Annotated in this window: 19 protein-coding genes and 2 pseudogenes; 12 read left to right on the top strand and 9 right to left on the bottom strand. The window is 69.1% G+C overall.

All coding sequences use genetic code 11. The annotated features are described in order from the left end of the window. The first annotated feature begins 128 nt into the window (after positions 1-128). The 7 genes from VH569_RS34265 to VH569_RS34235 are packed head-to-tail and all read left to right on the top strand — an operon-like array spanning position 129 to position 7,917. The gene (locus tag VH569_RS34265; protein WP_423321637.1) at positions 129-1,109 is read left to right on the top strand and encodes an ABC transporter permease; all 981 of its coding nucleotides are present in this window, start codon (positions 129-131) and stop codon (positions 1,107-1,109) included. Further along, positions 1,106-1,948 carry an ABC transporter permease gene (locus VH569_RS34260; RefSeq protein ID WP_109448228.1) on the top strand — a complete coding sequence of 281 codons (843 nt, stop codon included), beginning with the start codon at positions 1,106-1,108 and terminating at the stop codon, positions 1,946-1,948. Before VH569_RS34265 ends, VH569_RS34260 begins: the two co-directional genes overlap by 4 nt. A gap of 49 nt (positions 1,949-1,997) precedes the next feature. Then, positions 1,998-3,644, top strand: coding sequence for an ABC transporter ATP-binding protein (locus VH569_RS34255; RefSeq protein WP_423321635.1), 1,647 nt, complete (start codon positions 1,998-2,000; stop codon positions 3,642-3,644). Next, on the top strand, positions 3,645-4,625 hold the full coding sequence (locus VH569_RS34250; protein ID WP_423321633.1) for a ketopantoate reductase family protein: 981 nt from the start codon (positions 3,645-3,647) through the stop codon (positions 4,623-4,625). A 52-nt stretch (positions 4,626-4,677) separates the two neighbouring features. Beyond that, positions 4,678-5,919, top strand: a complete 1,242-nt coding sequence (locus VH569_RS34245) for a Zn-dependent hydrolase (RefSeq protein ID WP_423321631.1) — start codon at positions 4,678-4,680, stop codon at positions 5,917-5,919. A gap of 28 nt (positions 5,920-5,947) precedes the next feature. Continuing rightward, entirely contained in the window at positions 5,948-7,012 is a 1,065-nt protein-coding gene (locus VH569_RS34240; RefSeq protein ID WP_423321629.1) for a histone deacetylase family protein, read from the top strand. Beyond that, positions 7,009-7,917 carry a DMT family transporter gene (locus VH569_RS34235; RefSeq protein WP_423321627.1) on the top strand — a complete coding sequence of 303 codons (909 nt, stop codon included), beginning with the start codon at positions 7,009-7,011 and terminating at the stop codon, positions 7,915-7,917. The genes VH569_RS34240 and VH569_RS34235 overlap by 4 nt, the downstream gene beginning before the upstream one ends. A gap of 8 nt (positions 7,918-7,925) precedes the next feature. Here the strand turns inward: VH569_RS34235 and VH569_RS34230 are convergent, their stop codons facing one another. The 9 genes from VH569_RS34230 to madL are packed head-to-tail and all read right to left on the bottom strand — an operon-like array spanning position 7,926 to position 15,188. After that, positions 7,926-8,843 carry an ACP S-malonyltransferase gene (locus VH569_RS34230; protein ID WP_423321625.1) on the bottom strand — a complete coding sequence of 306 codons (918 nt, stop codon included), beginning with the start codon at positions 8,841-8,843 and terminating at the stop codon, positions 7,926-7,928. Further along, the gene (gene mdcB / locus VH569_RS34225) at positions 8,840-9,715 is read right to left on the bottom strand and encodes a triphosphoribosyl-dephospho-CoA synthase MdcB (RefSeq protein ID WP_423321623.1); all 876 of its coding nucleotides are present in this window, start codon (positions 9,713-9,715) and stop codon (positions 8,840-8,842) included. Before mdcB ends, VH569_RS34230 begins: the two co-directional genes overlap by 4 nt. Further along, positions 9,712-10,380 (bottom strand): malonate decarboxylase holo-[acyl-carrier-protein] synthase, encoded by a 669-nt coding sequence (gene mdcG / locus VH569_RS34220; RefSeq protein ID WP_423321621.1) that lies wholly within the window; start codon positions 10,378-10,380, stop codon positions 9,712-9,714. The genes mdcB and mdcG overlap by 4 nt, the downstream gene beginning before the upstream one ends. Further along, positions 10,367-11,071, bottom strand: a complete 705-nt coding sequence (mdcE, locus tag VH569_RS34215) for a biotin-independent malonate decarboxylase subunit gamma (protein ID WP_423321619.1) — start codon at positions 11,069-11,071, stop codon at positions 10,367-10,369. Before mdcE ends, mdcG begins: the two co-directional genes overlap by 14 nt. A 3-nt stretch (positions 11,072-11,074) precedes the next feature. Then, complete coding sequence (locus VH569_RS34210) at positions 11,075-11,962, bottom strand: biotin-independent malonate decarboxylase subunit beta (protein ID WP_423321617.1); 888 nt, start codon at positions 11,960-11,962, stop codon at positions 11,075-11,077. After that, the gene (mdcC, locus tag VH569_RS34205) at positions 11,959-12,279 is read right to left on the bottom strand and encodes a malonate decarboxylase acyl carrier protein (protein WP_423321615.1); all 321 of its coding nucleotides are present in this window, start codon (positions 12,277-12,279) and stop codon (positions 11,959-11,961) included. Before mdcC ends, VH569_RS34210 begins: the two co-directional genes overlap by 4 nt. A 10-nt stretch (positions 12,280-12,289) precedes the next feature. Further along, positions 12,290-13,963 (bottom strand): malonate decarboxylase subunit alpha, encoded by a 1,674-nt coding sequence (gene mdcA, locus VH569_RS34200; protein WP_423321614.1) that lies wholly within the window; start codon positions 13,961-13,963, stop codon positions 12,290-12,292. A gap of 41 nt (positions 13,964-14,004) precedes the next feature. Next, positions 14,005-14,769 (bottom strand): malonate transporter subunit MadM, encoded by a 765-nt coding sequence (gene madM / locus VH569_RS34195; protein WP_423321613.1) that lies wholly within the window; start codon positions 14,767-14,769, stop codon positions 14,005-14,007. 11 nt (positions 14,770-14,780) lie between these two features. Then, positions 14,781-15,188, bottom strand: a complete 408-nt coding sequence (gene madL / locus VH569_RS34190) for a malonate transporter subunit MadL (protein WP_423321611.1) — start codon at positions 15,186-15,188, stop codon at positions 14,781-14,783. A 415-nt stretch (positions 15,189-15,603) separates the two neighbouring features. Between madL and VH569_RS34185 the strand changes: the two genes are divergently transcribed. The 5 genes and pseudogenes from VH569_RS34185 to eno all read left to right on the top strand — a co-directional run. Beyond that, on the top strand, positions 15,604-16,305 hold the full coding sequence (locus VH569_RS34185; RefSeq protein ID WP_377805460.1) for a GntR family transcriptional regulator: 702 nt from the start codon (positions 15,604-15,606) through the stop codon (positions 16,303-16,305). 182 nt (positions 16,306-16,487) lie between these two features. Beyond that, a pseudogene (locus VH569_RS34180) lies at positions 16,488-16,652 on the top strand (PAS domain-containing protein); the annotation flags it as partial. A 27-nt stretch (positions 16,653-16,679) separates the two neighbouring features. Then, positions 16,680-18,167, top strand: a complete 1,488-nt coding sequence (locus VH569_RS34175; protein ID WP_423321639.1) for a diguanylate cyclase domain-containing protein — start codon at positions 16,680-16,682, stop codon at positions 18,165-18,167. A 250-nt stretch (positions 18,168-18,417) separates the two neighbouring features. After that, entirely contained in the window at positions 18,418-19,299 is an 882-nt protein-coding gene (locus VH569_RS34170) for a formate/nitrite transporter family protein (protein WP_423321610.1), read from the top strand. Between the two features lie 74 nt (positions 19,300-19,373). Beyond that, positions 19,374-19,596, top strand: a pseudogene (gene eno / locus VH569_RS34165) (phosphopyruvate hydratase); the annotation flags it as partial.

Here is a 19,596-nt window from a genome sequence, read left to right as displayed (position 1 = left end):
CCCCCCCCCCCCCCCCCCCCGCGCGGCGGCCCTTCTCCAAGAATCCACGCTATGCATCCCCCTCACCCCGACCCTCTCCCTGGGGGGAGAGGGGGTAAGAGCGCGGCGATTGAATTAGGAACCTGCCCATGCTGGGATTCGCCCAACTCTTCGCGAGCCGCCTCGTCAAGGCCGCCGCGATCCTGATCGCCATCGTGGTAATGAACTTCTTCCTCGTCCATGCCGCCCCCGGCGACCCGGCCATGGTGATGGCGGGCGAGGCGGGGGCCGCCGACGAAAAGTTCGTGACGCAGCTGCGCGAGCAGTTCGGGCTCGACCGGCCGCTCTACGAACAGCTCGGCACCTACATCGGCAAGGTCGTGCAGGGCGATCTCGGCTTCTCCTACCGCCAGCAGCGGCCGGTCTGGGACATCCTGGCGGAACGGCTGCCGGCCACCCTGGTGCTGACGCTGACCGCCTTCATCCTGGCGCTCGCCGCCGGTGTGGCGCTCGGCACGCTGGCGGCGGTCACCGTCGGCACCTGGGCCGACAGCGCCATCACCGTCATCGCCTTGCTGGCCTACGCCACGCCGATCTACTGGATCGGGCTGATGCTGAGCCTCCTGTTCTCCATCCAACTCGGCTGGCTGCCGGCCTTCGGCTATGAGACCATCGGCGCCGGCTACACCGGACTGGCGCATGTGGCGGACGTGGCGGTCCACCTGATCCTGCCGGTCATCACGCTGGCGCTGTTCTACATGGCGGGCTATGCGCGCCTGACCCGCGCCTCGATGCTGGAGGTGCGCAGCCTCGACTTCGTCAAGACGGCGAAGGCCAAGGGGCTGACGCAGGGCCGCATCGTCACCCGCCATGTCCTGCGCAACGCCATCCTGCCGGTCATCACCGTCGCCGGCATCCAGGCCGGACAGCTGGTCGGCGGCTCCATCCTGATCGAGACGGTGTTTGCCTGGCCCGGCATCGGCCGGCTGGCCTTCGAGGCGGTGCTTCAGCGCGACTATCAGGTGCTGCTGGGCATCTTCCTGGTCACATCGATCATGGTGATCCTCTTCAACATCCTGACCGACATCCTCTACGGCCTCGTCGATCCGCGCATCCAGGTGTCGCAATGATGAATTCGGATTTCTGGCGGGCCTTCGCCCGCAACAAGGGCGCGGTCCTGGGGCTGGCGATCCTGATCGCCATCGTCGTGCTGGCCGCCTTCGCCTCCGTCTTCTTCCCCGGCGACCCGTGGGAGATGGCGACGGCACCTTTCCAGCCGCCGCTGTCGGAGGATGCGCTGCTGGGCTCCGACATGCTGGGCCGCGACATCGCGTCGGGCATCGCCCATGGGGCGCGGGTGTCGCTGCTGATCGGCCTGACCTCCACCGCCGCGGCGCTCGCCATCGGCGTCACGCTGGGGGCGCTGGCCGGCTTCCATGGCGGCAAGGTCGACGACGCCATCATGCGCTTCACCGAGCTGTTCCAGACCATCCCCAACTTCGTGCTGGCTGTGGTGCTGGTCGCCATCTTCACCCCCAGCCTGACCACCATCGTGCTCGCCATCGCCATCGTCAGCTGGCCGCCGCTGGCCCGTCTGGCCCGTGCCGAATTCCTCAGCCTGCGCTCGCGCGAATTCGTCCAGGCCGCCATCACCACCGGCCAGAGCAACAGCACCATCATCCTGCGCCAGATCCTGCCGAACAGCCTGTCGCCGATCATCGTGTCGGCCTCGCTGATGGTGGCGACCGCCATCCTGCTGGAAAGCTCGCTGAGCTTCCTCGGCCTCGGCGATCCCAACGCGATGAGCTGGGGCTACATGATCGGTGCCGCCCGCACGGTGATCCGGCAGGCCTGGTGGATGAGCGTCTTCCCCGGCCTTGCCATCGTGCTGACCGTGCTGGCGCTGAACCTCGTCGGCGAGGGGCTGAACGACGCCCTGAACCCGAAGCTCGCCCGGTCGCGGGGGTGATCCGATGAGCGAACTCGACCTGCTTCGTACCCCGACGGAGACCGCAGCCATGACCACGCCTCTTCTCGATGTGCGCGGCCTCAGCATCGCGCTGCCGCCGGGCGCCGACCGCCCGCTGGCGGTGGACAACCTGACCTTCACCCTGAACCCCGACGAGATCCTCTGCGTGGTCGGCGAGTCCGGCTCCGGCAAGTCGATGACCGCGCACGCCATGATGGGGCTGCTGCCTGCCCCCCATGTCCGCGTTGCCGGCGGCAGCCTGCTGTTCAAGGGCAAGGACGTGCTGGCCATGCCGGAGGCGGAGCAGCGCAGCCTTCGCGGCGGCCGCATCGCCATGGTGTTCCAGGAGCCGATGACGGCGCTGAATCCGCTGATGCGGGTCGGCCGCCAGATCGGCGAGTCCTTGCGTGAACACACCGACCTGCCCGCCCCCGCCCGCCGCGCCCGCGTGGTGGAACTGCTGACCCAGGTCGGGCTTCCCAACCCGGCCGAATTGGCCGAGGCCTATCCCTTCCGCCTGTCGGGCGGCCAGCGCCAGCGCGTGATGATCGCCATGGCGCTGGCCTGCCAGCCCGACATCCTGATCGCCGACGAACCGACCACGGCGCTGGACGTCACCACCCAGAAGCAGATCCTCGACCTGATCCGCTCGATCCAGGCCGAACGCCACATGGGCATGATGTTCATCACCCATGATTTCGGCGTGGTGGCGGAGATCGCGCATCGGGTGGCGGTGATGCGCCACGGCAAGCTGGTGGAATATGGCGCGGCGTCGGATGTGCTGAACCGGCCGCAGCATCCCTATACCCGGCAGCTGATCGCCTCGGTCCCGCACTACATCGAGCACCGCGACGACCATGCCAGGACGGGCGCGCCGCTGCTGGTCGCCGACAAGGTGCGCAAGGTCTTCAACGTCGGTGGCGGGCTGTTCAAGAAGTCCAAGCAGGTGGTGGCCGGCGACGACCTGTCGCTGACCATCCATCCCGGCGAAACCGTCGGTCTGGTCGGAGAATCCGGGTCGGGCAAATCGACGCTCGGCCGCTCCATCGTCGGGCTGATCAAGCCGGATTCGGGCCGCATCCTGTTCGAAGGCACCGACCTGCTGGCACTCGACCGCAAGGGCTTCCGGCCCTACCGCCGGGCGGTGCAGATGGTGTTCCAGGACCCCTACGCCTCGCTGAACCCGCGCCACCGCGTCGGCGACATCGTGGCGCAAGGCCCGGTGGCCTTCGGCGAGGACCGCAACAGGGCGCTGACACGCGCGCGGGAGTTGCTGGCGATGGTCGGGCTCGACGGCTCGGCCGCCGACCGCTTCCCGCACGAGTTCTCCGGCGGCCAGCGCCAGCGCATCGGCATCGCCCGCGCGCTCGCCATGGAGCCGAAGCTGCTGGTGGCGGACGAGCCGGTTTCGGCGCTCGACGTGTCGGTGCAGGGGCAGGTGCTGGACCTGCTGGACGACATCCGCAGACGGCTGAACCTCGCCATGCTGTTCATCACCCACGATCTGCGGGTGGCGGCTCAGGTCTGCGACACCATCGCGGTGATGCGCCGCGGCAAGATCGTGGAGATGGGCACCGCGCGCGACGTGTTCACCCATCCGCGCGACGCCTACACCCGCAGCCTGCTCGACGCCATCCCCGGCAAGGCCTGGCACATCCCGGAGGATCTCCAGCAAGCCCCTGCAGGAGCGCACTGAATGAAGGTCGCCATCATCGGGGCCGGCGCGGTCGGCGGTCTGCTGGCCGCCCGGCTGAGCGCCACCGAGGCCGAGGTGACGCTGGTCGCCCGGCCGAACGCCGCATCCGCCATCCGCCGCAACGGCCTGACCATGGTGACGCCGCTGAACCGCGTCGCCCGGCTCAGCCCGCGCGTCACCGACGACAGCCTGTCGCTGGGGCCGCAGAATCTGGTGTTCCTCTGCGTCAAGGCCCATGCGTTGCGCGGCACCATCGACACGCTGACGCCGCTGCTGGGGCCGGAGACCGCCATCGTACCGATGGTTAACGGCATCCCCTGGTGGTACCCGCACCGCCAGCCGGACCCTTTGGCCGACCGGCCGCTCGCCAGCGTCGATCCCGACGGGCTGCTGTGGCGCACCATCGACCCCGACCGGGTGGTGGGGGCGACCAGCTTCGTCGCGGTGGAGGGTGACGGTCCCTGCCGCATCCGCCATGTCAGCGACCAGCGCTTCGTGTTCGGCGATGCCGGCGACCGCGACAATACGGCAGTGGACCGCATCGTGACGCTGTTCGGGCAGGCGGGATTCCAGCCGGCGAAGACCGCCGACATCCGGCAGGCGATCTGGGTGAAGCTGTGGGGCAACCTCGCCTTCAACCCCTTGAGCGTGCTGACCGGATCGACGCTGGGCCGGCTGTGCAACGACCCCGGCACGCGGGAAGCCGGCCGCGCCATGATGCTGGAGGCCAAGGCGGTGGCGGAAAAGCTGGGCGTGATCTTCACCACCAGCGTGGACGAACGCATCGCCATGGCCGCCGGTGTCGGCGACTTCAAGACCTCGATGCTCCAGGACTATGAGGCCGGCAGGCGGCTGGAGCTGGACGCGATCCTGGGCTCGGTGATCGAGCTGGCCGAGCGTTGCGGCGTGGACGTGCCGATGCTGCGCGCCGTGCTGGCGATGGTCGACCTACGGGCACGGGAGCGGCGCGAAGCGGCCTGACCGCTTCCCGCTCCCCCCTGCCTTTCAACGAAAAATTCTGCGTGGAGTTTCCATGTCCCTCCCCTCCAATCTGCCCATCGACGGCCAGCGCCTGTGGGACAGCCTCGCCGAGATGGCGAAGATCGGTGCGACCGCCAAGGGCGGCAGTTGCCGCCTCGCCTTGTCGGACGAGGACAAGGCCGGCCGCGACCTGTTCGTCTCCTGGTGCGAGGCCGCCGGCTGCACCGTGACGGTCGACCGCATCGGCAACATCTTCGCCCGCCGCAAGGGCCGCGACGACAGCTTGGCCCCGGTGGTGATGGGCAGCCATCTCGACACCCAGCCGACCGGCGGGCGCTTCGACGGCGTGTTCGGCGTTCTGGCGGCGCTGGAGGTGGTGCGCTCGCTGAACGACCGCGGGGTGGACACCCTGCACCCGGTCGAGGTCGCGGTGTGGACCAACGAGGAGGGCTCGCGCTTCTCGCCGCCGATGATGGGATCGGGCGTCGTTACCGGCGTGTTCACGCTGGAGGAGATCCTCGACAAGGTGGCGCAGGACGGCGCGCGGCTGGGCGACGAGCTGGTCCGCACCGGCTATGCCGGCGACGCCCCGGTCGATCACCCGATGCACGCCTATCTGGAGGCCCACATCGAACAGGGTCCGGTGCTGGAGGTCGAGGGCAAGGAGATCGGTGTCGTCACCGGCGCGCAGGGCCAGCGCTGGTACGAGGTGACGGTGACGGGTGTCGAGGCCCATGCCGGCCCGACGCCGATGCGCCTGCGCCGCGATGCGCTGGTCGCCGCAGCAGCAATGGTGCAGGCGGTGCAGCGGGTCGGGCTGGAGACCGCGGGCGATCCTTGCGCCACCGTCGGCATCCTCGATGTCCACCCGCATTCGCGCAACGTCATCCCCGGCCGCGTCTTCTTCACCGTCGATCTGCGCCACCCGAACGCCGACACGCTGGCCGACATGGACCGCCGCTTCCGCGCCGCCGTCGCCGCGATTGCCGAGCAGAACGGGGTGGGCGCCGAGATCGCCGATTTCTGGCACTTCCCGCCGACGCCCTTCGCCAAGCCACTGGTCGACCGGGTGCGCGAGGCGGCCGGCGGCTTCGGCTTCAGCCACCGCGACATCGTGTCGGGCGCCGGCCATGACGCGGTCTATGTGGCGGGCAAGGTGCCGACGGCGATGATCTTCATCCCCTGCGAGGACGGCATCAGCCACAACGAGATTGAGAACATCTCCCCCGCCGACGGTGCCCGCGGCGCCGCCGTGCTGTTCGAAACGCTGGTCGCCACGGCTGGAAAGCCCTGAGCCTGTCCGTTCTCCGGAGAGTCCCCCGATGAAGTTCGTCCATCACCCCGACGCCGCCCTGCACCGTCCCGCCACCTACTTCAACAAGGGCCTGCTGCGCGCCCTGCCGGAGAAGCCGGAACGGGTCGGCGCGCTGGCCTCGCTGATCGAGAAGCGCGGCGAGACGCTGATCCTGCCCGACGATTACGGCTCCGCTCCCCGCGCCGCCGTGCACACACCCGCCTATCTCGCCTTCCTGGAGACGGCGCATGCGCGCTGGGTAGCGACTGGCGACATGGGCGACGTCGTGCTGCCCAACGTCCACCGGATGCAGGCGGCCCCCAACTACCCGACCGGCATCGTCGGTCAGGCCGGCTGGCACATGTTCGACACCGCCTGCCCCATCGGTGAGGGCACCTGGGCCGCCACCTGCGCCGCCTCCAATGCCGCCATCCACGCGGCGAAGCTGGTTGCCACCGGGGCGGACAGCGCGGCCTATGCCTTGTGCCGGCCGCCGGGGCACCATGCCACCCGCGATATGGCCGGCGGATTCTGCTATCTGAACCATGTCGCCGTCGCCGCGGAGTCGGTGCTGCCACTGCTGCGCGCCCAGGGGCGGCCGGCACGGGTGGCGATCATCGATGTGGACGTCCATCACGGCAACGGCACGCAGGACATCTTCTACGAGCGCGACGACGTGTTCTTCGTCTCGGTCCATGGCGACCCGGCCGAGTTCTATCCGCACATGGCCGGCTATGCGCAGGAACGCGGCATCGGCCGCGGCGAGGGCTACAATCTGAACCTGCCGCTGCCCATCGGCAGCGACGAGGCGACGGTGCTGGCGACCATCGGCAAGGGCCTGGACGCGATCCGGCGGTTCGCGCCGGAGATGCTGTTCGTCTCGCTGGGCTTCGACACCTTCATCGACGACCCGCTGGCCGCCTTCGGCGTCACCACGCCGGGCTTCGCCCGCATGGGCGCGCTGCTCGCCGCCACCGGCCTGCCGACGGTTCTGGTGCAGGAGGGCGGCTACGCCATCGACGATTTGTCGGCCAACCTGTCGAGCTTCCTGGACGGGTTCCAGGGCGGCTTTGAAGGCAAGACAGCCGCATGACCGCAATCGCCGCCAGCGGCGCCGGCCGCGATCCCGTCAAATACCTGCTGATCGCCGTCATCAGCCTGTTCTGGGGCCTGAACTGGCCGGCGGTGAAGACGATCCTGACGCAGATGCCGATCTTCAGCCTGCGCGCCATCGGCTTCACCGCCGGGGCGGTGCTGCTGCTGGGCGCGGCGCGGCTGGCCGGGCACCGGCTGCGGGTGGAACGGGGGGAATGGCCGGCGCTGGTGGCGGCGGGGCTGTGCAACGTGCTGGTCTTCAACCTGTGCACGGCGCTGGGCCAGAGCCTGATGGCGACCTCGCAGGCGGCCATCGTCGCCTTCACCATGCCGGTGTGGGCGACGTTGCTGGCGATCCCGTTGCTGGGAGAGCGGCCGGGACCGCGCCAGATCGTCGGGCTGGCCTGCGGGCTCTCGGGTCTGCTGGTGCTGCTGGGGCCGGAGGCGCTGTCGGCGCCGCCGTCACAACTGGCCGGGCCGGCGGTGATGCTGGTGTCGGCGGTGGCCTGGGCGCTCGGCACCATCGTGATGAAGCGGCGGGTCTGGCGTACCCACCCGATGGTCATCACCGGCTGGCAATATGTGATCTGCGCCCTGCCGATGATCGGGCTGGCGGCAACGGAGGTGCGGCCCACGCTGGCCGAGCTTCATCCCGCAGTGTGGGCCGGCTTCGCCTGGCACATCGTCTGCTCGATCTGCGTGGCGCAGGCGCTGTGGTACGTCACCGTCCGCCGCCTGACGGTGGGGGAGGCGGCGGTCAGCACCCTGCTGATCCCGGTCGTCGGGGTGGGCGGTGCGGTGCTGCTGCTGGGCGACCCGGTGACGCCGCGGCTGGCGGCGGCGCTGGTGCTGATCCTCGCCGCGGTCGCCTGCGTGCTGGGGCCGAAGCCGGCCGCGCGCTGACGGTACGCTCAGCCGAGTTGCCGCTCCACCCAGGCGGCGGCAGCGGACAAGCTGCGGAAATCGGATACGGAGCGGACGGGCAGGTCCGGATGCCGCTCGGCGGCCATCCGCGCCAGCGCGTTGCCTGGGCCGGTTTCCAGCAGGACGGTGCAGCCCATCTCGACCAGCCCGTCCAGGCAGGCGGCCCAGGCGACGGTCTCCGTCATCTGCCGGGTCAGCGCCGCGACCGCCCGCTCGCGCGTGTAAACCGGGGTGCCGTCAATGCCGGCCAGCACCGGCAGCGGTGGCGCTTGCAGTCCGCTTGCCGCCAGGACTGGGCCGAACTCCGCCGCCGCAGGCGCCATCAGGCGGGTGTGCGAGGCGACGGTGACCGGCAGCGGCGTGACCGCGGCGCCCAACGCCAGAACCACCCGCTCCACCAAGGCCAGCACCGTCCTACGTCCACCGACCACGAACCGGTCCGCACCATTCTCGATGGCGATATCGGCATCGCAGTCGCGGCAGACCGCTTCGAGCCGGGACCGGTCGAGACCGCGCACAGCCAGCAGCCCACCCGGCTTCGGATCGGCGCGGTCCATCGTTTCCGCCCGCCGGATCGCCAGCCGTATCAGCTCATCCACGTCGAGCGCGCCGGCGACCCGATAGGCCGACAGTTCCCCCAGGCTGTAGCCGGCCACCGCCCGCACCGGCGGCAGAAGCGGATGCAGCGCCGCCCAGGTCGCCGCCTGGACGGCGCAGAGCAGCGGCTGGGCGACGGCGTTGCGCTGCATCTCGGCCTCAGGCCCGGCGACGAGGGCGCGCGGATCCTTGCCCATGATTGCGGTGGCCCGATCCAGAACCGCCTGCGCCGCAGGTTCCCGCCGCAGCAGGTCGAGCATGCCCGGCCCCTGCCCGCCCTGGCCGGAGCAGAGGATGCCCAAACTCATGCCCAGCCCTCGCGCAGGGCGTGGACGAAATGCGCCGCCGCCAGCATGTCGGCGCTGCCGCCGGGGGACAGGCGGCGGGCGACGCAGGCACGGTGCAGGGCCAGCGCCTCGGCCCGCCAGTCGGCCCGGAACACCCCGCCACGGTCGAGGAAGCGACCGGCCTCGCCCTGGACGAAGGCCAGCCCGGCGGGACCGCCGCGATGCAGCAGGTTGGTGTCCTCCAACTCCGCCATCAGTGAGAACAGGGTCTGCACCAGTGCCCGCTCCGGATCGGCGCCGTCCGCCAGCGCGCGGTCCAGGGCGGGCAACGCCAGGGTGAACAGGGTGGGAAACCCTTCCGCCGCCTCCTGCCGGGCGCCACGCACTCCGTAACGCTGAACCGCAAGCCCGCCGTGGCTGACGGGGGCCTGCGGTGCTGCGCCCAGGATATCGGCGCCCCACAGGTCGGCGACGGTTCCGCCCAGCGCCGCGCCGCGAAGCGTCCGACCGCGCCGCATCCGCCAACCCGCCGCCGCGGCGAGAAAGCCGATGCCGAACACCGCGCCGCGATGGGTGTTGATGCCGCCGGTGGCCGCGAGCATCCGGCGTTCGGCGGCGATGCCGAGATCGCGCAGGGTGGCGAAGCCGGCCCCCTCGGCACCGGCGGCGGCGATGGAGCGGAAATAGCCACGCAGGGCGAACAGGCTGCGCAGGAAGGTGCCCATGTCCATGTCGTCATGGCTGCCGCTGTCGAGCGGGCTGACCAGCCCCGGCTTGGGATGCAGCGCCAGCTCGGCATAGAGCGCGCGCACCGCCGTCCGTCCGACCATCGCGGCGAGCGGACACGCATTGTGGGACGAAACCGGGGTGGATGCGGCATTGCTGCGGATCATGCGGCCTCCTCCCGGTCGAACAGCGCCAGCACGGATGCAAGGTCGCGCAATCCCACCTCCGCCGCCCCCTTCATCAGCAGGCGGGCGGGCCGGTCGGCCAGTTCCCGCCACGCGACCGCAGCACCGTCCGGCAGCAGGATTTCGCCATCCAGGCGCGGAGAGTCATTGCCGACCGCCATCAGCAGTTCCAGCAGGCCCTCCAACTGCCGGCGGTCGTGCGGGGCGAACAGCAGGTCGATGTCGGACTCGGGCCGGACATAGCGCAGGCCGGTGCGGTGCTGCCACGCCAGCGAGCCATAGACAGCGGCAGCCGTCCCCAACTCCTGCGCCCGCCGCGCCAGATCCGCCAGCATCCGCCGCCATGCCTCCGGCGCCGACACTGCCGCCTCTGCCAACGCCAGCGGTTCCAGTCGCTCGGCCACGGCATCCACCGCCACATGCAGGCCGATCCGCCGCTTGTCCGGCGTGGCGAGCCCCAGCCGAAGTTCTCCCTCTCCGTCGCCCGGCCGGCCGCGCGCGATCACCAGCGGCCGGCCGGCCCGGCACCAGTCCTCGGCCTCCGCCCGCTCCGCCGAAGCCAGGGGAGAGCGCAGGCGGTCCGCCCAGCCCTCCCCCAACCGGACCCAGCCGTGGCGCGGCCAATGAAGGAGTTCAGGCCGCATCATGCCGCACCCGATCGGCCACCTTGCGGGCAAGCTGCCGGCCGCCACGCTCCTCGCCCAGCGCCCGGCGGGGGTCGCCGTCGATGGGGGCTGCCAGCGCCTCGGCAAGGCAGGCGGCGAGATCGCCCTGCCACAGGGCGGCGATGGCGCCCATCCGGCGGTAATTCTCCACCCCCGGAGCGAAGACCGGCGAGGACGCGCTCAACTCCGTCAGCCGCTCCAGCGGGATCTTGGTGACGCGGGCCATCGCCGGCAGGTTCATCACCCGGATCTCGGCGTCCAGCAGGGCGTAGCAGCGGTCGGCCAGCAGGCTGGTGGCGAGGAAGCCGCCGCTGACCGCCTGCCCATAGACCAGACCGAGCACGCGGTGCCCGTTGCGCCGGGCGAGGTCGATGCATTTCGCCAGATGCGCCATGTAGCCGTTGATGCCCAGCAGTTCGTCGCGATGGCTCAGCCGCTGGCCCTGGGTGTCGACCAGCAGCAGGATCGGCCGGCCGGGGTGGCGGCGCACCACCTCCAGCACCGCGCCGGCCATGCGGAAGGCCAGCTCGATGCCGATGGGCGTGTTGTCGACGGTGCCGATCACCGCCACCTCGGTGCCGAAGACCCGGCCGGTACCGTCGAAATAGACGCCATCTGCGGCGGTGTCGTGCCCGTCCGGGAACAGCCGGTCCAGAAGAGTGCTCACGTCCATGGCTCAGGCCCTCCGGTCGCGGACGGTTGCGAGGAAGCTGGCGGTGTCGAGGATCGGCAGTTTCTCCGGTTCCTCCACCCCAAGCTTTTCCCAGATGTCGAGCGCGTCGCGGCAGCCGCCGAAACGCTCCAGCCGGCTGCCCAGCGCAGCATGCTCCGCCTCCAGTGCCGCCAGCGACAGGTCGGGCCCATGGTCTGACAGTTGGTCGAGCAAGGCGAGAGCTGCAGCGCGGAAGGCGGCAACGTCGTCCTCGACCAGGGTCGCCGCCTCGCCCAGCAGGTAGCGGTGCTTGCCGCCGACGGTGCGCCAGACCAGCGCGCGGTCGCGGCTGTCGAACTCCTCCACCCCCATGGTGGTCTCGATCACCTCGGGGCCGGACAGGCCGAGCCGCCCCTCCTCGCTCATCACCACCGCGTCGCACAGGCGCGACACGATGCCCATGCCGCCGAAGCAGCCGAAGGTGCCGCCGTCCAGCACGATCACCGGGATGCCGGCGGCCCGCACGGCCAGCACGGCGCGCATCACCTCCGACACCGCGATCAGCCCGGCATTGGCCTCGTGCAGCCTGACGCCGCCGGATTCGACCAGCAGCAGCACGCCGGCGGGACGGGTGTCGAGCGCGCGCTCCAAGAGGCCGGTCAGCTTGGCGCCATGCACCTCGCCGACCGCCCCGCCCATGAAGCCGCCTTCCTGGGCGGCGACCAGCACGCGGCGGCCTGCCAGACGGCCTTCACCGACGACGATGCCGTCATCGAAGGCGGCCGGCGTGTCGAGCTGGCGCAGATGCGGGCTGACCATGCGCTCGGTCGGCGGCAGGATCTCGATGAGGCTGCCGGGGTCGAGCAGCCCGTCCAGCCTGCCGCGGGCGCTGTCCTCGTAATAGCTGCTCATGGTTGCGACCCTCCGGCGAAGGCGTCCAAGGCCTGGTCCAGCCTCAGGCTGACCACGGCCGGCGTGGCGCCGACATCGTTGATGGAGATGCGGACATCGGCCAGCGGATGGCGGGCGAACACGTCGTCCAGCACGGCCTGCCATGTCGTGCCGAAGCCGACCGCCGCGGTCTGGATCTCGACCCGGCAGATGCCGCCGAGCGGCGCCGGTTCCACCAGCACCTCCAGATTGCCGGAGCCGACGACGCCCACCAGGACGGACGGCGGCGGGGACGCCACGGGACGGCCGCCGCGATATTCGAAGCTCAGGATTTCCATGGGATAAGGCTCACCAGTTGCGGAAGCGCTTGGGTGGGTCGTACAGGCCGCCCGATGCACGCACGAGGTCCTTGACCGACCGCGCGGCCAACAGGTCGCGGGTCGCCAGCCGCTTGTCGATGCCCAGATCCTCCGGCCGGCGGATGACGCCGCGGTCGCGGAGGTTCTCCACCATGCGGCGGTCGCGCCCGCGCCCCACGGGCGTGTAGCCGGCGACGCCGCGGATCGCCTGTTCCCGTTCCTCCGCCGTCCGGCAGAGCAGCAGGTTGGCGATGCCCTCCTCCGTCAGGATGTGGGTCACGTCGTCGCCGTAGATCATCACCGGCGGTAGTTCCATGCCGGCGCTCTCCGCCAGGTCCCAGGCGTCGAGACGCTCGACGAAGGCCGGCTGCATATGCTCGCGGAAGGTTTCCACCATCTGGACGACCAGCTTCTGGCCGCGCGGCATCTGCCCGCCGTCGCCGCGCGCCTCCCGCCCAGCCTTGAGCCAAGCCGGGCTGGCATGGCGCCGTCCGCGGGCATCCGCCCCCATGTTGGGCGCACCGCCGAAGCCGGCGATCCGCCCCAGCGTGGCAGTGGAGCTGTTGCCGGCGAGGTCGATCTGCAGGGTCGAGCCGATAAACAGGTCGCAGGCATAATGGCCGGCGGCCTGGGACATCGCCCGGTTGGAGCGCATGTTGCCGTCGGCCCCGGTGAAGAACACGTCCGGCCGCGCCCGAATATAAGCCTCCATCCCCAGCTCCGAGCCGAAGGAATGGACGCTCTCGACGAAGCCGGCCTCGATGGCGGGGATCAGCGCAGGGTGCGGGTTCAGCGCCCAGTGCCGGCAGATCTTCCCCTTCAGCCCCAGCGATTCCGCGTAGGTCGGCAGCAGCAGCTCGATGGCCGCGGTGTCGAATCCGATGCCGTGATTCAGCCGCTGGATGCCGTATTCGGCATAGATGCCCTTGATGGCCATCATCGCCATCAGCACCTGGATTTCCGAAATCTGCGCCGGATCGCGGGTGAACAGCGGTTCGATATAGTGCGGCGTCGGGCTCTGGATGACGAAATCGACCCAGCCGCCGGGGATGTCGACGCGCGGCACGCTGTCGACCAGCTCGTTCACCTGGGCGATGACGATGCCGCGCTTGAAGGCGGTCGCCTCGACGATGACCGGAGTGTCCTCGGTGTTGGGGCCGGTGTAGAGGTTGCCAACGGCATCGGCCGCCTGGGCGGCGACGAGGCTGACCCGCGGCGTCAGATCGACGAAATAGCGGCCGAACAGCTCCAGATAGGTGTGGATGGCGCCGACCGAAATCCGCCCGTCCGCCACCATGCGCGCCAGCCGCGCCCCCTGCGGACCGGAGAAGGAGAAGTCCAGCTTCGCGGCGATGCCGCGTTCGAAGACGTCCAGATGCTCCGGCAGGGCCAGCACCGACTGGACCATGTGCAGGCCGTTTACCCGGGCCGGATCGACCGAGGCGAGGGTGCGGGCCAGGAAATCGGCCTGCTTCTGGTTGTTGCCCTCCAGGCAGACGCGGTCGCCCGGTTCCAGCACCGCTTCCAGCAGGGCGCGGGCGTCGGCGGTGGCGACGCGCTTGCCCCCGGTCGAAGATGGTACAAGGCTGGCGGCGCGGGCCAGCCGGGCGTCGCGGTTGCGCCCCTGCAGGTTCCAGTCGCGCATGGTGTCAGCTTCCTTCATCGCTGTGCTCGAAACGGGCGGGTTGGAATTGGGGTCTCAAATCAGCCGACGATCGCCTTGATCGCCAGGAACAGGACCGACGGCCCCATCAGGCAGCCCAGGCCGGTGTGGAAGGTGGCGACCAGGGCGCCGTAGGGCACCAGCCGCCGGTCGGTCGCCGCCAGCCCGGCGCTGACGCCGCTGACGGTGCCGGCCAGCCCGCCGAACACCATCGCGGCCTGCGGGTTGTCCAGCCGCATGAAGCCGGCCAGGACGGGGGTGAAGACCATGACCAGGATCGCCTTGACCACTCCGGTGGCGATGCTCAGCGCCATGACGTCGGAGCTTGCGCCGATGGCGGCGCCGGTCACCGGGCCGACGATGTAGGTGATGGCGCCGGCGCCGATGGTGGTCAGCGCCACCGGGTCGGTGTAGCCGAAGGCCATGGCGACGGCGACGCCGACGATGAAGGGCAGCACGGTGCCGAGGAACAGGCCGATGAAGCCGAGCCAGCCGGCCTTGCGCGCCTCGTCGATCTGCACCTCGCTGGCGGTGGCGACGATGCAGAAGTCGCGCATCATCGCCCCGCCCATCAGGGCCAGCCCGCCGAACATGGTCAGGTCGGCCATTCCCTTGGTCTTGCCGGTGACCAGCCCGCCCCAATAGGCGAGCGCAAGTCCGGCCAGCACGGCGATGGCCGAGCCGTGAACCCGGCCACCGGTCAGATGGCGGGCCAGCAGGTTGGAGACCCAGACGATGATCCCGACGACGGCGAAGGCGGCGACCAGCTGGTTCTCCGCGATCTCATGCATGAATTTGTCGAGCATGCCGGGTCTCCCTATTCGAGTTCGGCGGCGGGCGCGCCGGCCTGCCAGGCGGCGGCGGCACCGCTCCGGCGGATCGCGCGGTTGATCAGGGAGATGACGCAGGCGCAGAGCGCGACCGAGCCGAAGGCGGCCAGCAGGGCGATGGGGCCGCCCTTGACGGCGACGATGACATTCTGGGTGGCGGCCATGGCGACCACCACCGGGATGTACATCATCGCCCAGAAGGTAACGCCCTTCTCCGTCTCCGGCCGCATTAGCCCGCGCTTGCGCATGTGGTACTGGGCGGCCATCAGCAGCATCATGGCGATGCCGACACCGCCGACATTGGCCTTGACCCCGATCAGCGCCCCCAGGATATCGCCGAGCAGCACGCCCAGCAGATAGCAGCCCGCCAGCAAAGCGGTGCCGAAGATCACCATGGCGCGCCCTCCGTCCCGGCGGTGGCCGCAGCAGCTGTTGGCATGGCAATTGGAATGAAAGTTCCGTGTCGTCCCATCATGTGCGTTTCCCCATTTCGTCGTTTCATGCGGCCCGGCTGCCCAATCGCGGGGCAGAGAACCGGACATGCCGTCCGGAGATGGCCGGGCACGAAGTCACGACGGCGGCCGATGGTTTGCCCGGAGGGAGCGCACACCATTCATGTATGCGAAGTCCCAAGATAACGGGACTCAGGTATTTTTATCTCAGCCGCCGCTACTGTAGTGCATACATATCATGGACGATCAGGCGGGCAAACATAATTTTGACCGCCGAAGCACTTTTTGTATACTGGTTCGCGGATAAGCCGGTGTTTGCGCATACGCAGACCGGAAACAACAGGCGGTTATGTACGCAATGGATGCCATTCTCCCGGACGGCCAGTCGGAACGCGACATCGCGGAGGACGGCAAGGGCCTGCTGTCCGACGTCATCCGGCTGGCGCTGGCCGACGAGATCGCCACCGGACGGCTGAAACCGGGCACCCCGCTCGACGAACAGCAGATCGGCCAGCGGTTCGGCGCCTCGCGAACCCCGGTGCGCGAGGCGCTGCGCCAGCTTGCCACCACCGGCATGGTGGAGGTCCGGCCGCGCCGCGGCGTGGTCGTCGCCACCATGACGGCCGAGCGCATCATGGACATGTTCGAGATGACGGCGGAAATGGAGGCGATGTGCGTCCGCCTCGCCACCTACCGCATCACCCCGGTGGAGCGCAGCCGGTTGCAGACCATGCATGAATCGGCGGCGGAGATGGTGCGGGGCAGCGATCTCGACGCCTATGACGACTTCAACCGCCGCTTCCACGAGGCGATCTATCACGCTACCCACAACCAGTTCATGGCCGAACAGGCGGTCGGGGTCCGTGCCCGCCTCGCCGCCTTCCGCCGGACCCAGCTTCGCCACGGCGACCGGCTGGCGACCTCTCATGCCGAGCATGGAACCATCCTGGCCGCCATGGCGCGCGGCGACGGGGATGAGGCGGCACGTTGCATGCGCGCCCATATGCTCAACGCCAGTTGCGCGCTGACCCGCTACATCCAGGAATTGGATCTGCCCTGACCGGCCTTCCGAGCGGATCGCCGGAAAGCTTCCGACTTCAGGCGCAGTCGAATATTACAGACGCCCCGATGCGCTGCCGCTATGCAGGCGCCATCCGGGCCGGCCTGCAACAGTGCATTCGCATGAATTTAACGTTTACGCCCGTATGCTGTTGACGATCTCCACCTTGAGCTTCCTTTGCCATGGGCGCCGCGGCCTGCACCAGCCATCTGCCAGATCGTCATTGGTCTACGAATGATTTGTCGGCCTTTTGCCTGATCTCCGATCCGGTTTGGGTCATCGATCTGCAGACGGGCGATGCCTTGTGGGCCAATCAGGCGGCTTGCGACCTTTGGGGTGTCCGGTCGGTCCGGGAACCGGCCGCTGTCGGTTGCTTGCCGGAAACGGTCCGGCAGCGCCTGCCCGATTATGCCCGGCGCCTGTCGGACGGCGGGCGGATCGGCGAGCGCTGGACGGTCGGCACCAGGGGAGACGACCGGGGAAAGGACGGGGGTCCCGACGAGACCGTCCTGGCCTGCGACTGTTCGGGGCTTCGCTTGACGGACGGGCGTCTGGCGATGCTCGTCCATGCAAGACCGCTTGCGGGGATGGAGCCAACGCCTGCGCCGAAGCTGCACCTGTCGCGGATGGTCGAGAATCTGCCGATGGCCGCCGCCTATGTCGAGGGCGAGCGGATTTTCGTCAACCGCGCGGCGGAACGGCTGATCGGCTTCCGGCAGGACGAGTTGCCGACGATGGAAGAATGGTTCAAGTCGGCCTATCCCGGCCAGGACCGGGAAATTCGTCAACGCTACGATGCCGCGCGGCAAGCGGAGGCCTCAGTGCTGACCGAATTGCAGGTGACCCGCAAGGACGGCGTCCGGCGCTGGATCCGCTTCTTCGCCTATCTCACCCATGGCGGAGAGGTGTGGCTGATGGAAGACGTGACCGACCAGCGCGCCACACTGGAGGCATTGCATCAGGAACGTGCCGTCCTGCAAAGCCTGATCGATTCGATGCCCGACATCGTCTTCTTCAAGGATCGCGACGGCGTCTTCCTGAACTACAACCGCGCCTTCCTCGATTATGTCGGCTGGCACCTCAATTCGAATGGCCGCCTGCGCGACATCGACATGGTCGATGGCGACGTGGCGGAGCGTCGCCGGCAGACCGACCTGCGTGCCATGCGGGAGGGGATGACCCGCGGCGAGGAGTGGTTCGTCTATCCCGACGGCCGGCACCGACTGATGGAAACGCTCAAGACCGCCTGCCGCGACCCACGGGGCAACATACTGGGCGTCGTCGGCATCTCCCGCGACATCACCGACCGGCGGGAGATGGAGGAGACGCTTCGCCGCAGCGAAGCGGAAAAGGATCATCTCGCCAACCATGATCCGCTGACCGGCCTGCCCAACCGCCGGCTGTTCTTCGCCCGCATGGACTCGGCGCTCGCCCACGCCCAGCGCATCGGCCAGCCGCTTGCCCTGCTGTTCATCGACCTTGACGGCTTCAAGCCGGTGAACGACCGGTTGGGTCACGATGCCGGCGATCAGGTGCTGCGGGTGACGGCGGAACGTCTGACGGCAGGCCTGCGCGCGTCCGACCTGGTGGCGCGCATCGGCGGGGACGAGTTCACCGTGCTGCTGGAAGGCGCCGGGTCACTCCGAGATGTGGAGCGCGTTGCCGGCAAGCTGATCCAAGCGGTGTCGACGGAGATCGAACTCGGCCGCAACACCCTGACTGTGGGCGCCAGCATCGGCATCGCGCTGTATCCGCGGGATGCGGACAACGCCCAGGATCTGCTGAAGGCCGCCGACGATGCGCTCTACCGGGCCAAACATGCCGGCCGGGGCCAATTCATCGTCTGCGGACACCCTCGCTGAGCAGTCGGCGGGGCCATGATGTAGCAACACTACAGAGACGCATGTGACGCGGGAGCCGCTGCCTCCGCCCTTTAAATTCCTTGTTTTTCTGTGACCTCTCCAGCAATCCCCGCCCCTACCCTGCGACCGAATTGCTCAGGCGATGCGCTTGCCAGCCTCCTCCCGACAGGAGTATGTAGTAAAGCTACATTACGGGAGCGAAACCCGCCGACGGGCCTGCACCGATGCGCGGCAGCGAGGACATCGACCGATGAACATGGACAGCAAGGATGTGGGAGGCTGGAGCCAGCCCACCCCGCAAACTCTCGACGCACTGATGCCCGATGCCATCGCGCTCGCCGCCGAGAATCTCGGCGTCAAGAAGGCACATTACGACACTCCCACCCTGTTCGCCCTGGCGGTTCTTGCCGGTGCCTTCATCGCCATGGGCGGCCTGTTCGCCACCGTCGCCATGTCGGGCGCCGAAGGCATGCTGCCTTACGGTGTGACCAGGCTGCTGGGCGGTCTGGTCTTTTCCATGGGGCTGATCCTGGTGATCGTCGGCGGCGCGCAGCTGTTCACCGGCGACGCGCTGATGGTGATGGCCTGGGCCAGCGGCCGGCTGCATGCCCGCGAGATGATGCGGGTGTGGACCACGGTGTGGATCGGCAATTTCGTCGGCGCCGCCGGCACCGCCCTGCTGGTCTTCCTGTCCGGGCAATACACCTTCGGCCATGGTGCGGTCGGCGCCTCGGCGCTGTATTTCGCGGTGGCGAAGAGTTCGCTGCCGACGACCCAGGCCTTCTTCCTCGGCATCCTGTGCAACGTGCTGGTCTGCCTCGCCGTCTGGCTGGCGCTGGGCGCGCGCAGCGTCGGCGACAAGATCCTGGCGATCACCTTCCCGGTCGCCGCCTTCGTCGCCGCCGGCTTCGAGCACTGCGTCGCCAACATGTATTTCGTCCCGCTCGGACTGCTGATCGAATGGGGCGCGCCGGACAGCTTCTGGCACGACCTCGGCCGCGCCGCGCCGTCCATCCCGGTCGGCCATTATCTGGTCAACCTCGCCGCGGTCACGCTCGGCAACTGGATCGGCGGAGCGGTGATGGTGGGTGCCGTCTACTGGTTCATCTACCGGCGTCCCAAGCTGCGCTGAGCGCGGGCCCTTCAAAACCTCTCCCGACACGTCTGCGAACTGTCATTCCCTCAAGAAACGGGACATCCCTTCCCATGAGCGCCATCACCGAAATCCGCGCCCGCGAAATCCTCGACAGCCGCGGCAATCCCACCGTCGAAGTCGACGTCAGCCTTGAGACCGGCGCCTTCGGCCGCGCCGCGGTGCCGTCGGGCGCCTCCACCGGCGCCCATGAGGCGGTCGACATGACGATGATCGAGATCGACGGCACGGAGAACAAGGGCCGGCTCGGCGCCAACGCGATCCTGGGCGTGTCGC

It is taken from the genome of Azospirillum sp. 11R-A (genome assembly GCF_049472615.1).
In the GTDB taxonomy this organism is placed as follows: Bacteria; Pseudomonadota; Alphaproteobacteria; order Azospirillales; family Azospirillaceae; genus Azospirillum; species Azospirillum palustre.
This window is presented reverse-complemented; position numbering and strand designations above follow the sequence as displayed.

What these genes read in the sequence shown, in the direction of transcription:
- VH569_RS34185 (WP_377805460.1), top strand. Translation starts at nt 15,604, where the DNA reads ATGGATGCCATTCTCCCGGACGGCCAGTCGGAACGCGACATCGCGGAG.
- VH569_RS34170 (WP_423321610.1), top strand. Translation starts at nt 18,418, where the DNA reads ATGAACATGGACAGCAAGGATGTGGGAGGCTGGAGCCAGCCCACCCCG.
- VH569_RS34250 (WP_423321633.1), top strand. Translation starts at nt 3,645, where the DNA reads ATGAAGGTCGCCATCATCGGGGCCGGCGCGGTCGGCGGTCTGCTGGCC.
- VH569_RS34255 (WP_423321635.1), top strand. Translation starts at nt 1,998, where the DNA reads ATGACCACGCCTCTTCTCGATGTGCGCGGCCTCAGCATCGCGCTGCCG.
- VH569_RS34260 (WP_109448228.1), top strand. Translation starts at nt 1,106, where the DNA reads ATGATGAATTCGGATTTCTGGCGGGCCTTCGCCCGCAACAAGGGCGCG.
- mdcC (WP_423321615.1), bottom strand. Translation starts at nt 12,279, where the DNA reads ATGGAAATCCTGAGCTTCGAATATCGCGGCGGCCGTCCCGTGGCGTCC.
- VH569_RS34235 (WP_423321627.1), top strand. Translation starts at nt 7,009, where the DNA reads ATGACCGCAATCGCCGCCAGCGGCGCCGGCCGCGATCCCGTCAAATAC.
- mdcG (WP_423321621.1), bottom strand. Translation starts at nt 10,380, where the DNA reads ATGATGCGGCCTGAACTCCTTCATTGGCCGCGCCACGGCTGGGTCCGG.
- madL (WP_423321611.1), bottom strand. Translation starts at nt 15,188, where the DNA reads ATGGTGATCTTCGGCACCGCTTTGCTGGCGGGCTGCTATCTGCTGGGC.
- mdcA (WP_423321614.1), bottom strand. Translation starts at nt 13,963, where the DNA reads ATGAAGGAAGCTGACACCATGCGCGACTGGAACCTGCAGGGGCGCAAC.
- VH569_RS34265 (WP_423321637.1), top strand. Translation starts at nt 129, where the DNA reads ATGCTGGGATTCGCCCAACTCTTCGCGAGCCGCCTCGTCAAGGCCGCC.
- VH569_RS34210 (WP_423321617.1), bottom strand. Translation starts at nt 11,962, where the DNA reads ATGAGCAGCTATTACGAGGACAGCGCCCGCGGCAGGCTGGACGGGCTG.
- mdcB (WP_423321623.1), bottom strand. Translation starts at nt 9,715, where the DNA reads ATGATCCGCAGCAATGCCGCATCCACCCCGGTTTCGTCCCACAATGCG.
- VH569_RS34240 (WP_423321629.1), top strand. Translation starts at nt 5,948, where the DNA reads ATGAAGTTCGTCCATCACCCCGACGCCGCCCTGCACCGTCCCGCCACC.
- VH569_RS34245 (WP_423321631.1), top strand. Translation starts at nt 4,678, where the DNA reads ATGTCCCTCCCCTCCAATCTGCCCATCGACGGCCAGCGCCTGTGGGAC.
- madM (WP_423321613.1), bottom strand. Translation starts at nt 14,769, where the DNA reads ATGCTCGACAAATTCATGCATGAGATCGCGGAGAACCAGCTGGTCGCC.
- VH569_RS34230 (WP_423321625.1), bottom strand. Translation starts at nt 8,843, where the DNA reads ATGAGTTTGGGCATCCTCTGCTCCGGCCAGGGCGGGCAGGGGCCGGGC.
- mdcE (WP_423321619.1), bottom strand. Translation starts at nt 11,071, where the DNA reads ATGGACGTGAGCACTCTTCTGGACCGGCTGTTCCCGGACGGGCACGAC.